15 protein-coding genes are annotated in these 11,791 nt (G+C 71.3%); 6 read left to right on the forward strand and 9 right to left on the reverse strand.

Features of this window, described 5'->3' with window-relative positions:
• Positions 1-147 precede the first annotated feature (147 nt).
• Positions 148-2,109, forward strand: coding sequence for an alpha-L-fucosidase (locus ACLJQM_RS37055; RefSeq protein ID WP_410634993.1), 1,962 nt, complete (start codon positions 148-150; stop codon positions 2,107-2,109).
• A 51-nt stretch (positions 2,110-2,160) separates the two neighbouring features.
• Positions 2,161-4,506, forward strand: coding sequence for a ricin-type beta-trefoil lectin domain protein (locus ACLJQM_RS37060; RefSeq protein ID WP_410634995.1), 2,346 nt, complete (start codon positions 2,161-2,163; stop codon positions 4,504-4,506).
• Here ACLJQM_RS37060 and ACLJQM_RS37065 read toward each other — a convergent pair.
• The 4 genes from ACLJQM_RS37065 to ACLJQM_RS37080 form a co-directional block, all read right to left on the reverse strand.
• Positions 4,503-4,946 (reverse strand): DUF6292 family protein, encoded by a 444-nt coding sequence (locus ACLJQM_RS37065; protein ID WP_247024920.1) that lies wholly within the window; start codon positions 4,944-4,946, stop codon positions 4,503-4,505. The two genes, ACLJQM_RS37060 and ACLJQM_RS37065, sit on opposite strands and share 4 nt — an antisense overlap.
• 82 nt (positions 4,947-5,028) lie before the next feature.
• Positions 5,029-5,187: a DUF6307 family protein gene (locus tag ACLJQM_RS37070; RefSeq protein ID WP_410634996.1), complete on the reverse strand. Its 159-nt coding sequence runs from the start codon at positions 5,185-5,187 to the stop codon at positions 5,029-5,031.
• Between the two features lie 75 nt (positions 5,188-5,262).
• Positions 5,263-5,448: a hypothetical protein gene (locus ACLJQM_RS37075; protein ID WP_247024918.1), complete on the reverse strand. Its 186-nt coding sequence runs from the start codon at positions 5,446-5,448 to the stop codon at positions 5,263-5,265.
• 55 nt (positions 5,449-5,503) lie between these two features.
• Positions 5,504-5,911 carry a DUF5994 family protein gene (locus tag ACLJQM_RS37080; RefSeq protein WP_410634998.1) on the reverse strand — a complete coding sequence of 136 codons (408 nt, stop codon included), beginning with the start codon at positions 5,909-5,911 and terminating at the stop codon, positions 5,504-5,506.
• Positions 5,912-6,086: 175 nt separating this feature from the next.
• Between ACLJQM_RS37080 and ACLJQM_RS37085 the strand changes: the two genes are divergently transcribed.
• A complete protein-coding gene (locus ACLJQM_RS37085; protein WP_410635000.1) occupies positions 6,087-6,905 on the forward strand; it encodes a GAF and ANTAR domain-containing protein in 819 nt (272 codons plus the stop codon).
• A 212-nt stretch (positions 6,906-7,117) separates the two neighbouring features.
• Here ACLJQM_RS37085 and ACLJQM_RS37090 read toward each other — a convergent pair whose 3' ends face one another.
• Positions 7,118-7,450, reverse strand: coding sequence for a helix-turn-helix domain-containing protein (locus ACLJQM_RS37090; protein WP_360772897.1), 333 nt, complete (start codon positions 7,448-7,450; stop codon positions 7,118-7,120).
• A 621-nt stretch (positions 7,451-8,071) separates the two neighbouring features.
• On the opposite strand from ACLJQM_RS37090, the gene ACLJQM_RS37095 reads away from it, so the two are divergent.
• Positions 8,072-8,332, forward strand: a complete 261-nt coding sequence (locus ACLJQM_RS37095) for a hypothetical protein (RefSeq protein ID WP_247024914.1) — start codon at positions 8,072-8,074, stop codon at positions 8,330-8,332.
• 398 nt (positions 8,333-8,730) lie between these two features.
• Here the strand turns inward: ACLJQM_RS37095 and ACLJQM_RS37100 are convergent, their stop codons facing one another.
• The 4 genes from ACLJQM_RS37100 to ACLJQM_RS37115 all read right to left on the reverse strand — a co-directional run bounded on the left by ACLJQM_RS37100 (position 8,731) and on the right by ACLJQM_RS37115 (position 10,476).
• Positions 8,731-9,051 (reverse strand): hypothetical protein, encoded by a 321-nt coding sequence (locus ACLJQM_RS37100; protein WP_410635002.1) that lies wholly within the window; start codon positions 9,049-9,051, stop codon positions 8,731-8,733.
• Positions 9,052-9,058: 7 nt separating this feature from the next.
• Positions 9,059-9,526 carry a hypothetical protein gene (locus tag ACLJQM_RS37105; protein ID WP_410635003.1) on the reverse strand — a complete coding sequence of 156 codons (468 nt, stop codon included), beginning with the start codon at positions 9,524-9,526 and terminating at the stop codon, positions 9,059-9,061.
• Complete coding sequence (locus tag ACLJQM_RS37110; RefSeq protein ID WP_410635004.1) at positions 9,523-9,957, reverse strand: DUF6292 family protein; 435 nt, start codon at positions 9,955-9,957, stop codon at positions 9,523-9,525. The genes ACLJQM_RS37105 and ACLJQM_RS37110 overlap by 4 nt, the downstream gene beginning before the upstream one ends.
• Before the next feature lie 84 nt (positions 9,958-10,041).
• A complete protein-coding gene (locus tag ACLJQM_RS37115; protein ID WP_247024910.1) occupies positions 10,042-10,476 on the reverse strand; it encodes an Hsp20/alpha crystallin family protein in 435 nt (144 codons plus the stop codon).
• 105 nt (positions 10,477-10,581) lie between these two features.
• Between ACLJQM_RS37115 and ACLJQM_RS37120 the strand changes: the two genes are divergently transcribed.
• Together ACLJQM_RS37120 and ACLJQM_RS37125 are read left to right on the forward strand one after the other, a co-directional pair.
• Positions 10,582-11,193, forward strand: coding sequence for an HSP18 transcriptional regulator (locus ACLJQM_RS37120; protein WP_410635006.1), 612 nt, complete (start codon positions 10,582-10,584; stop codon positions 11,191-11,193).
• Between the two features lie 121 nt (positions 11,194-11,314).
• Positions 11,315-11,776, forward strand: coding sequence for an ATP-binding protein (locus ACLJQM_RS37125; protein WP_410635007.1), 462 nt, complete (start codon positions 11,315-11,317; stop codon positions 11,774-11,776).
• Positions 11,777-11,791: the final 15 nt, after the last annotated feature.

Below are 11,791 nucleotides of genomic sequence, written 5' to 3' on the forward strand. Positions count from 1 at the left end.
GGTTCCGGACGGGGCAATACCCGGATTCCCGACCTGGCAAGGTGTTCCGCCGAACGAACGGAAGTCGTGAAAGTTTCAGAACGACGGCGGGTTTGCTGTTAGCGTTAACTTCCGCATCGCCGCTCGATTCCGAGGAGGCTTTCCGACATGTCCTCGTTCAGCCGTCGCACCGTGCTGGGCCTGATCACCGTCAGCGGTGCCGCGGCGGCCGGCCTCCTGCGCGGCGGCACCGCCGGGGCCACGGCCGGGCCGGGCAGCTACACGCCCGCCTGGTCGTCGGTCGACCAGCACCCGCCCGCCGCGGAATGGTTCCAGGACGCCAAGTTCGGCATCTACTTCCACTGGGGCGTCTTCAGCGTGCCCGCGTTCGGCAACGAGTGGTACCCGCGCAACATGTACGTCGGCGGCTCGGCGGAGAACAACCACCACAAAGCCGTGTACGGCGACCCGTCGGCGTGGCCGTACCACAACTTCGTCAACGGGGCCCGGGACAAGGCGGGCAACTGGGTCCAGTTCGCACCGAAGCTCAAGTCCGCGGGCGGGAACTTCGACCCCGCCGAATGGGCGCAGCTGTTCGCCGACGCCGGTGCCCGGTTCGCCGGGCCGGTCGCCGAGCACCACGACGGCTTCTCGATGTGGAACAGCGCCGTCAACGAGTGGAACTCGGTCGCCAAGGGGCCGCGGCTGGACCTGGTGCGGTTGCACGCCGACGCGATCCGCGCCCGCGGCCTGAAGTTCATGGTGTCGCTGCACCACGCCTACCACTTCACCGGTTACTACGACCACGTTCCCGCGCAGTCGGACGCCGGTCTGCGCAAGCTGTACGGGCAGCTGGGCTCGGCGGCGGAAAACCAGCTGTGGTACGACAAACTCGCCGAAGTCGTCGACGGCTACCAGCCGGACCTGCTCTGGCAGGACTTCAACCTGCCCCGCGTCGACGAGTCGCGGCGGCTGAACTTCCTGGCGCACTACTACAACCAGGCCGTCGCGTGGAACAAGGACGTCGTCGCGACCTACAAGGACGGCTTCGACAACCGGGGCGAGGTCTTCGACTTCGAGCGCGGCGGGCCGGGGGACATCCAGAACCCGTACTGGCTGACCGACGACAGCATCTCCTCCTCCAGCTGGTGCTACACGACCGGCATCGGCTACTACTCGATGAAGGCGATGCTGCACGCGCTGATCGACCGCGTCAGCAAGAACGGCACCATGCTGCTGAACATCGCGCCGACGGCCGACGGCACCATCCCGGCCGGGCAGCGCACGATCCTGCTCGGCATCGGCGACTACCTCGGCCGCTTCGGCGAGTCGATCTACGCGACGCGCGCGTGGTCGGTCTACGGCGAAGGCCCGACGCAGATGGGCGGCGGGTCCTTCACCACGCCGCGCGAAGGCACCAACCGCGACATCCGGTTCACCCGGAGCAAGGACGGCACCGTCCTGTACGCCACGGTCCTGGGCTGGCCGGGCGCGACGCTCGACGTCACGACACTCGGCTCGAGCCGGATCGACCTCGCCTCGCTGAAGACGGTGCAACTGCTCGGCACCACCGCCGGGTCCTACACCGACCTGCCCGACCGCACGCAGGACGGTTCCGGGCTGCACATCCGGATGCCGTCGTCCGGCGCGCCGTTCAGCGCGCCGGCGTACGTGGTGAAACTGACCTTCGCCGGCCAGATCCCCGGTCCGGCGACCACGGGCTGGGTGCGGATCGCGAACGCCACGACCGGGCTCGTGCTCGACAGCGGCGGCACCGTCGCGTCCGGATCGGTGCTCAAGCAGTGGTCCTACGACGGCTCCACCAACCTGCACTGGCAGCTGGTCGACCTCGGCACCGGGTACCACCGGATCGTCAACCGCACCAACGGGATGGTCGCCGACAGCGGCGGGCGCACCGGCAACGGCGTCAACGCCGTGCAGGCGGCCTGGACGGGGAGCGACAACCAGCAGTGGCGGCTGACCGGCACCGGCAGCGGGCGCTACCAGATCGTCAACCGCGGCACCGGCACGGCACTCGACGGCGCGGGCAGCACCGCGGCCGGCTCGGCCGTCGTGTTGTGGGCACCGAACAGCAGCACCAACAACCAGTGGACCGTCACGGCCGTCTGAGCCCGTTCCCGACAGGAGAGAAAGACCATGCGCGGAAGGGTACGAGCGGCGATGGCCGCAGCCGTCGTCCTGGCGGCGGGACTGGTGGCCGCCGCACCGGCGCAGGCCGCCACCTCGATCACCGTCAGCGGGAGTTCGGCCGGCCGGACGTTCGACGGCGTCGGCGCGGTCAGCGGCGGCGGGGGCAACAGCAGGCTGCTGATCGACTACCCCGAGCCGCAGCGCGGCCAGATCCTGGACTACCTGTTCAAGCCCGGCTACGGCGCCGCCCTGCAGATCCTCAAGGTGGAAATGGGCGGGGACACCAACTCCACCAGTGGCGCCGAGCCCAGCCACGCCCACTTCCGCGGCGACCTCGACTGCAACCGCGGGTACGAGTGGTGGCTCATGGAACAGGCGAAGGCGCGCAACCCCGGTATCAAGCTCGTGGGCCTGCCCTGGGGCGCACCGGGCTGGATCGGCAACGGCACCTTCTTCTCCGCCGACCTGACGGACTACTACCTGTCGTGGCTGGGGTGCGCCAAGCAGCACGGGCTCACCCTCGACTACCTCACGAGCGTCCAGAACGAGAAGCAGTGGAGCGCCGACTGGACCGTGACCCTCCGCAATGCCCTCGACGCCAACGGGTACAGCGCCGTCAAAGTCATCTCCGGTGACTCGTGGCCGGGCGACTGGGGACCGGCGAGCGCGATCTCGACGAACACGGCGTACCGCAACGCGACCGACGTGCTGAGTGCCCACTACACCTGCGGCTACCTCAGCGCGCAGACCTCCTGCAGCGTGCCGGCCAACGTCACCAACACCGGGAAGACGTTGTGGTCCAGCGAAAACGGCTCCCAGGACTACAACGACGGCGCCAAGCCGCTGGCCCGCGGGATCAACCGCGTCTACCTCGACGGCAAGATGACCGCCTACCTCAACTGGGACCTGATCGCCGCCGTCACGCCGAACATCCCGTGGCCGACCGTGGGGCTGATTCTGGCCAACCAGCCGTGGTCGGGGTACTACTCGGTCGGCAAGGACGCCTGGGCGCTGGCACACACGACACAGTTCACCGCGCCCGGCTGGAAGTACCTCGACTCCTCCAGCGGCTACCTCGGCGGGAACCGCAACAACGGCAGCTACGTCTCGCTCAAGTCGCCGAACAACACCGACTACAGCACGGTCATCGAGACGATGGACGCCACGTCGGCCCAGACGCTGAACCTGAACGTCACCGGCGGCCTGTCCACCGGCCAGGTGCACGTGTGGGCGACCAACCTCAACTCGAACAGCCCGGCCGACCACTTCGTGCACAGCACCGACATCACGCCGTCCGGCGGCGCCTTCTCGCTGAACGTCCAGCCCGGCTACCTCTACTCCATCACGACCACCACCGGTCAGGGCAAGGGCACGGCGGCCGGCCCGCCGCAGGGCTCGCTGAACCTGCCCTACAGCGACGACTTCGAGGGGTACGCGAAGGGCAAGGAAGCCAAGTACCTGATGGACATGGAGGGCGCGTTCGAGACCGCCGCCTGCGGCGCCGGCCGCGCGGGCACGTGCGTGCGCCAGGCCGCGACGCAGAAGACGATCCCGTGGAAGAAGTTCGTCGATCCCTACGCGCTGCTGGGCAACATCGCCTGGAGCAACTACACGCTCAGCACGGACGTGCTGCTGGAGAAATCCGGCTACGCCGAGCTGCTCGGCCGGGCCGGCTCTCAGGACACGGGCAACCAGGGCGCGCTGAACGCGTACTACTTCCGGGTGAGCGACACGGGCGCGTGGTCGATCCGGCGCAACAACACCAGCCAGCAGAACACGACCCTGCGCACCGGCACGACGGCCGCGCTCGGCACCGGCAGCTGGCACAAGCTGGCACTGGGCTTCTCCGGCAGCACCATCACCGCCTCCGTCGACGGCACCGTGCTCGGCACGATCACCGACAGCACCTTCCCGGCCGGCCAGGTCGGCATCGGCACGAGCGTCGGGGAGACCGCGCAGTTCGACAACCTCGCCGTCGCCGGCTCGGGCGGCGGGTCGACGTCCGTGCTGCGCAACACCGGATCCGGCCGCTGCCTGGACGTCCCCAACGTGTCGCAGACCAACGGCACGCAGGTGACGCTGTGGGACTGCAACGGCGGTGGCAACCAGCAGTGGACCCTCACCTCGGGCAAGCAGCTCCAGGTCTACGGGAGCAAGTGCCTCGACGCCGAGAGCCAGGGCACCACCGCCGGCACGCGGGCGATCATCTGGGACTGCACCGGCGGGGCCAACCAGCAGTGGAACGCCGCCGCCGACGGGACGATCACCGGCGTCCAATCCGGACTGTGCCTCACCCCGGGCGGCACCGGCAACAGCACACCGGTGACCCTGCAGACCTGCACCGGCGGCAGCGGCCAGAAGTGGACGCGGAGCTAGCCGCGTTCGCGGGGATCGCCGGCCGGCGCGGGGTCGAGGTAGGGCCGCAGCCGCTCGGCCAGCGACGCCCGGGTGGCCGGCGTCACCGCCGGACTCGCTCCGCTGGAGCGCCGTCCGGCGGCGATGTCGGCGACGAACCGCGCGACCGCGGCCGGGGCCGGCACGAGGTCTTCGCTGCCTTGGTGGGCGATGACGTCCGGGGCTTCGGTGGGTTCGGTCTCCACCGCGAGTGACCAGCCGCGCCGTTCGCTCCACACCAGCATGACGTCGTGGTCGGGCCGGTCGAGCCAGCGCCGGGGGAGCCCGAGGTAGGCGGTGGCGGTGTCGCTGATCTCGACCGTGGTGCTTTCGGCCGGGATGCCGACCGCCTTCGCCACCGCGCCCACGTAGCGTCTCAGGCCGTGCTCGAGCGTCCGGATGTCGGGTTCGGGGTGCTCCATCCGGGTCACGCTAGAGGACGTCCGATCAGTTTGCCGCGCGGTTTCCGCCGGGTGTGGGTGCATCAGCTGGCCGGGCCGCTCGTCACCGCATGCGTTCGGGAACGGTGTCGATGGTGTGCAGCAGCCGCACCGCGAGCGCCTGGCAGGCGGTTTCGGACAGGTCCGTGTTCTCCTTCAGCACGTCCTGCACGAGCTTGATCCGCAGGTCGTAACGGGAGACGAAAGCGATATCCGTGGTCATGGTCATTCCTTCACCGGTCCATCGTGCCCGCCGGCACGGTCGTGCCGGCGGGGTGCATCCCCCGGGGGCCGGTGGTCAGCGGCGGCCGGACGGGTCGTACGCCGCCTCACCGGAGCGCTGCCGCGGGGCGGGCTCGCTGCCGGGCGACGGCGTGTAGACCGGCTGGCGGAAGAGGCTGCCGTAGCGGTCCTCCTGGGGCACGGTGAGCGCTCCGGGGCGGGATTCTTCGGTGACGGGGTGGCTGAACAGCAAGCTGTCCATTGTGGAAGTGGTGATCGGGGTTTCCTTTCGTGGACGCCGGTGTGAGCGGCGTGGTTCAGGCGGGCTGCGGTGTGCGGCCGCTCGCCGCGTCCGCGAGGACGCGTTCCGCGGTCTCCCGGCCGGTTTCCGGCGGGACCACCGCCAGCGTCAGCCGCTTGCGGTTCCAGCCGATCACGGTGAGGCTGCCGGCCGCTTGCGACCGGAACCCTTCGAGCCGGACGACACCTTCGTCGAAGGCGAGCCGGCGGTGTGGTGCCGGCCACTCCTCGAGGTGGTAGGTGACCCGGTCGATCCGGCCCAGCCGCTCGGTCACCGCGCCGAGCAGCGCGGGCAGCTCGGCGGACAGGTCACGGGCGTGGGGCCACCAGGCGCCGTCGAAGCGCCCGGTCGCGGCCGTCGTCAGCCGCAAGCGTGCTTCGGTGGCCGGTGAAGCGGAGGGGGTGGTGTTCGGGCCCGACGGCATGTCGGTGCTCCCGCCTCCGGCCGGTGAACGACCGGATTGGGGCCGAGGACGGCGCAGGCTCGATCACTTGCGCACGAAATGCTCTCGGACACCATTGAGCGTACACGACGTCTTCGCGGGGTCGGTATGGTGTGGGGTCGGTGCGCGGTCATCGCGCGACGAAGAGGAGCTCGGAGTGACCGACGTCGACGCGCAGACCGGCGACTGGGAGGCCGATCGGGCAGCGTTCGGCGCGGAACCGGCGGGCGACGGCTGGGACCGCTGCGGCGTCGACGCCGACGGGCCGCTCGCGCGGCGGTTCGGCGCGCTCGCCGCCGTCCTGCTCGAAGCCGGCTCCCTGCACGAGGCGATGGAACGCGTGGTTTCCGCGGCCCTGCGGATCGTTCCCGGTGCCGATCTGGTCAGCATCACCATGCGCTCGGCCGACGGCGGGTTCCACACCCCGGTCCGCACCGGGGAAGCGGCCGAGGAGCTGGACCGGATCCAGTACCGGACCGGCCAGGGGCCCTGTCTGGAAGCGGCCCACCAGGAGGGGCCTGGGCACTGCCTCACGAACGACCTGGCCGGCTCGGCGGCGTTCCCGGAGTTCGGCACGCGAGCCGCGCGGCTGGGGTTCGGGTCGTTGCTGGCGACGACGCTGCTGCCGGACCGCAAGGCCGAGCTGCCGCCGGGTGCGATCAACCTCTACGGCCGGCGCACGGGCGCGTTCGGCGACGAGGCCGTGAACCACGCGCTGGTCCTGTCGTCCCACGCCTCGCTGGCGCTGGCCGGGTCGGCCGCGCACACCGCGGCCGCGCTGCGGGAGCGGAACCTGCGCCGGGCGATCGACAGCCGGGACGTGATCGGCCAGGCCAAGGGCATCCTGATGCACCGCCGCGAGGTGTCCGCCGACGAGGCGTTCGACATCCTGCGCCGCACGTCGCAGGACCTCAACGTCAAGCCGGCCGAGCTCGCGCAGACGCTGACCGAGCGGCACCACGAACTCGAGGACTGAGCCGCCACGGCCGCCTGGGGAGCCGAACAGCGCAATGGCTGCCCCCGAATGGTGTGAATTCTTTTCGGGATGGGTAGTCAGGCGCCAAGTCCGGTCTTCTGCGCGCGGAAGACAGGGCCAGGTTCCGCCGGTCCAGACCTCGGGCCGGCGGAACCGCCCGGCTCAAAAAGTTCGCCGGGCCACTGTGGACTTCGTGGTGGGGCCGGGGAAGTTCACTCGCCGGCGCGGAGTTCGGTGTTGATGCGCTGGGCCTCGTGGAGCTGGTCTTCGAGGCTGATGATGCGGCAGGCGGCCTCGACCGGGGTGCCCTGGTCGACCAGTTGCCGGGCGCGGGCCGCGACGCGCAGCTGGTGGCGGGAGTAGCGGCGGTGCCCGCCGGCGGACCGCAGCGGGGTGATCAGGCCGGCTTCGCCGAGGCTGCGCAGGAACCCTTGGGTGGTGCCGAGCATGTCGGCGGCGCGGCCCATGGTGTAGGCGGGGTAGTGCTCGTCGTCGAACTTGTCGGCCGCGCTGGGCGTGGCCGGTCCTTCTTGGTCAGGGATCACTCGGCCTCCACGGCACACGAAGGACCCCGGGTGCCGTGCACGGCACCCGGGGTCCTCAAGGGTTGGGTTTCACCATTGTCTGCCGGCGCGACCGCCGGCTTCCTGCACCCGCGTCCGGCGCATCGCCGGAACAAGCGGGGATCGCTCATTCGTGACCGAGCACCACCTCCGAACTCGATGGAACTACGGCACCCGCGCGGCGCTACCAGCCCGCTGCGGGCGATCCCATGATGCTCCCGTTCCCTTCTTTCCGGTGTTTTCCACTTACTCGGTACTACCGCGGACGCCACGTGCCGGGAACCCTTCCACTGATCGGTCCCAGCACGCTCACGCCGCTGGTCACTGCCCGGAGCCCCGTTCACCGATCGGCTCCGGCCACCTGACCGGTCCTGCAACTGCACTGACAACTACCACTGACTGCAACTGCTGATCCTCGCGAGCTCAGGTGCTCCGCTCGCGTCTTGCCTCACTCGCGGGTAGTTACGTCGTCTCCCGCGCCGCTTGACGTTGTCTCTCTTCGTACGAGGAGAACGCTACACCCACCCGCCGTTGAATGTCTACTTCGGCGGGCATAGATTTTCTGGAGCATCTCGGACCGGCGCGGGGGAAGGGCGTAGCACCATGAGTGATCAGGTCTTCCGGGATTCGTTCGGTGAGCGGTATCGCCTGGACGGGGTTCGTGACCTGGACGAGTACGCCGAAGCGCTGAAGCAGCTGCTGATCCGGGGACGGCGGGAGCGGTGCGTGGCGCTGGTGTCGGAGGCCGAGGCCTACGCCGCGGCGGAACTGCTCGGGCAGTTCGCGCAGCTCGACCCGCACGCCACGATGAACCAGCTGGCCGCGTCGCTGGCCAGCCGGATCTACAGCCGGCTCGGCGCCTGAGGCACCTCGCGGGACGGCTGTGTCTCCACGGTGGACGCACTGGGCGCCGCAGCTGGTTCGGGGCCGGTCTCGCGCCGGGCTCCGGTGGCGGGATCACCTCGCCGGCAGCGCCTCGCGGGGCAGCTGTGTCTCCACGGTGGGCGCACTGGGCGCCGCAGCTGGTTCGGGCCGGTCTCGCGCCGGGCTCCGGTGACGGGATCACCTCGCCGGCAGCGCCTCGCGGGGCAGCTGTGTCTCCACCGTGGGCGCATCGGGCATGGCAGCTGGCTCGGGGCCGCGCCCGGGTCCGGCGGCGGGATTACCTCGCTGGCAGCGCCTCGCGGGGCGGCTGTGTCTCCACCGTGGGCGCATCGGGCATGGCAGCTGGCTCGGGGCCGCGCCCGGGTCCGGCGGCGGGATCACCTCGCCGGCAGCAGCTCGCGGGGCGGGGAATTCTCGTTCGCGGGCGAGCGGGGCTGCCGGGCCGGCGCGGTCGTGACAGCGGCGAGTACGGCGTCAGCGTCGAGGTCCGGGCGCCACAGCTGCATCCCGACGACGTGGGCGAGCCGGCGCCGCCGGTGCTGGTCGGTGTCGGTGAGTGCGACGTCGGTCGGGCGGCCGCGCTTGACCGCGTGGACCGCGCGGGTGACGAGGATGGCTTCCTGCCGGGTGGTGCCGAGTTCGGCTGCTGCGGCGAAGATCGTTTCGGCCGCGGCCGCGGCCGACGCGGTGTCGGTCATCGGGCTTTCACGCGGCGGTGAGGTGCGGGCGCGGGCGGTCCGGTTCGTCGGCCAGGACGTGCTCGGCGCGGGCCAGGTAGTCGTCGACGGCCCGCAGCCGGGCGGCGACGCGTCGTTCGGCCGCGGCGGCCTGGTCCAGCACCTCCGCGGCCTGACGGCGCGCGGTCGCGACGACGGTGCCGGCTTCGGCGCGGGCGAGTTCGAGCATCCGCCGGACGCGGTCGCCGAGCACGGCCGGGTCCGCCGGGGAGCGCAGGGCGTGGTCGAGCCGGGCGCGGAGCCCGGCGTTCTCGGCGCGGACGGTTTCGAGGCGGCGGGCCAGGTTTTCGGCTTCGGCGACGGCGGCGTCGCGGTCGAGGGTGAGCACCCGGATTTCGTCGTGCAGTTCGGCGACGTGCTGGTCGACCTGTTCGCGGTCGTACCCGCGCATGGTGAGCGCGAAGCTGGTCGGCAGGGGGAGCGTGCCGGTGGTCATCGGGCCCTCCCGGTGCGCAGCAGCGCTTCGAGCTCGGCCAGGTCGCCGGCGGCGCGGAGGGCCGGCGGGTCGAGCCGTCCGACGCGGTGGTCGTCCTCGCGCAAGGCCGTGACGAACCGGGCGACCGCCGCGGCCGCGGGGGTGACGGTCGGGCCGCCGAGGTAGCGGATGACGATGAGGTCTTCCCCGGAGTGGGTCTCGATCGCGGCCGACCAGCCGTGGACCTCGTCCCAGAGCAGGGCGACGTCGCGGCCGGGGTAGCCGGGCAGGCGCTCGTCGAGGGCGATGTAGGCGGAGACCGGGGTGTCGTGGTCGACCGTGCAGGACTCGAGGCCGATCCCGAGCGCGCGGGTGACCTCGTCGAGGTAGCCGCGCAGGGCGGCGAGGGCGGGGTGGGGGTGGCCGGTCGTGATGTGCAGCGATGCGGTCACGGGTGCGGATGCCTTTCTCGTGCGACTGCCCCGGGGGCGGGACCGGCTCGGGGTTACCGGTCCCGCCCCCGGGGCAGGGGCCTGTCAGGCCTGGATTTCCTTGCGGTCGCCCGAAGTGCCGGCGATGTCGATGCGCCGCGGCTTGGCCTTCTCGGCGATCGGGATGCGCAGGGTCAGCACGCCGGCTTCGTAGCCGGCGGTGATGTGGTCGGTGTCGAGGGTGTCGCCGAGGAACAGCTGGCGGGAGAACACGCCGAGGGGCCGTTCGGAGACCTGCATCTGGACGTCGCCGCCGGGGAGGGGCCGCCGTTCGGCCTTGACGGTCAGGACGTTGCGTTCGACGTCGAGCTCGATGGCCTCGGGGGTGACGCCGGGCAGGTCGAAGCAGACGACGAACTCCTCGCCGTCGCGGTAGGCGTCCATCGGCATCGCGGCCGGCTTGGACCAGGTTCCGGGGCCGTTGAAGACCTGCTGGGCGAAGCGGTCGAACTCACGGAACGGGTCGGTGCGCATCAACATGGGTTCCACCTCCTGGGTTTCGCTGATCTGGTGTCAACACGCACCACTGTTCTAACATGTCGTCGAAAGGATGACAAGTACTACGTCGTCGAAGGGATGACTTTCATGGAGAGGGACCCGGCTGGGGGCGTGCGAGATGTGCACGAAGCCGTGCTGGCGGCCCGGCGTGGCACCGGCCTGCCCCCGGAACGATGGCTGGCCGCGCTGACCGAACTGCGGGCGCTGCGGGAGCAGCTCGGCGCGTGGGAGCCGGAGCTGATCGCGGCGGCGCGAGACGGCGGCACGAGCTGGGCCGCCCTCGCCCCGGCGCTGGGCGTGGCGAGCCGGCAGGCCGCGGAACGGCGGTTCCTGCGGCTGCGGCCGTCTTCGACGGGGGAGAAGACCGGCGAGGCGCGCGTCGTCGCCGAGCGCGACCGGCGTGCGGGTGACCGCGCGGTCGCGGACTGGGCGCGGCGCAATTCGGCGGTGCTGCGGCAGCTGGCCGGTCAGGTCAGCGCGCTCGACGGCTTGGACGCGGCGGCCCGGGAAGGCGCCGAGCGGCTGGGTGCGGCGCTCGGCGACAACGACGTCACCAGCCTGCTGTCGCCGCTGGAGGCGGTCCGCGCGCGCCTGCCCCACGAGCACGCGGGCCTGGCCGACCGGCTGGGCGTGATCCGCGAGCGCACCGAGCAGCTGCGCCGGGAAGCGGCCGGAAGCCGCCGCGACCGGACCGGCTGACGGCCGCCGCACCGCGCGCTGCGCCGTCCGGGCGGTGCCGGGGTTGACCCGGCGCGATCGGGGAACCCGGCAGCGGTCGTCTTCAGCTACGGGGACAAGAGCGAAAAGGGTGGTGTCGGCCATGGCCGAGCGGGCAGCCGGTCCGGCCGCTTCACGACCGTGGTCGTGGAACCTGCGCGGTACGTCGGCACCGGTGCTGGTCGAAGTCCGCCGGTGGGCTTCCCGCGCGCTGGTCCTGGTCGACGACACGCACCTCGGCGACGTGCTGCTGGTGGTCACGGAGCTGGTGACGAACGCCTACGACCACGGCCGCGGTCCGCTGGAGGTCCGGATGGACTACGCCCCCGGCCCCTGCCGGGTGCGGATCGAGGTCGACGACAACAGCCTCGACCACCCCGTTCTCAGGGTGGCTTCGCCGCACGGGCGGCGAGGTCGCGGCATGGTGCTCGTGGACAAGCTCGCCGCGGGCTGGGGCGTCTCGGAGAACCGCGCGGCCGGCGGCAAGACGGTGTGGGCCGAGGTGACCTGCGACGGGGCCGGCGCTGTCCGGTGTGCCGCGGCCGCCTCTCGTACCGCCCGCTAACGGGGGCGGGGTCCA

Source organism: Amycolatopsis sp. cmx-4-83 (assembly GCF_046548815.1).
GTDB classification, from domain to species: domain Bacteria; phylum Actinomycetota; class Actinomycetes; order Mycobacteriales; family Pseudonocardiaceae; genus Amycolatopsis; species Amycolatopsis pretoriensis_A.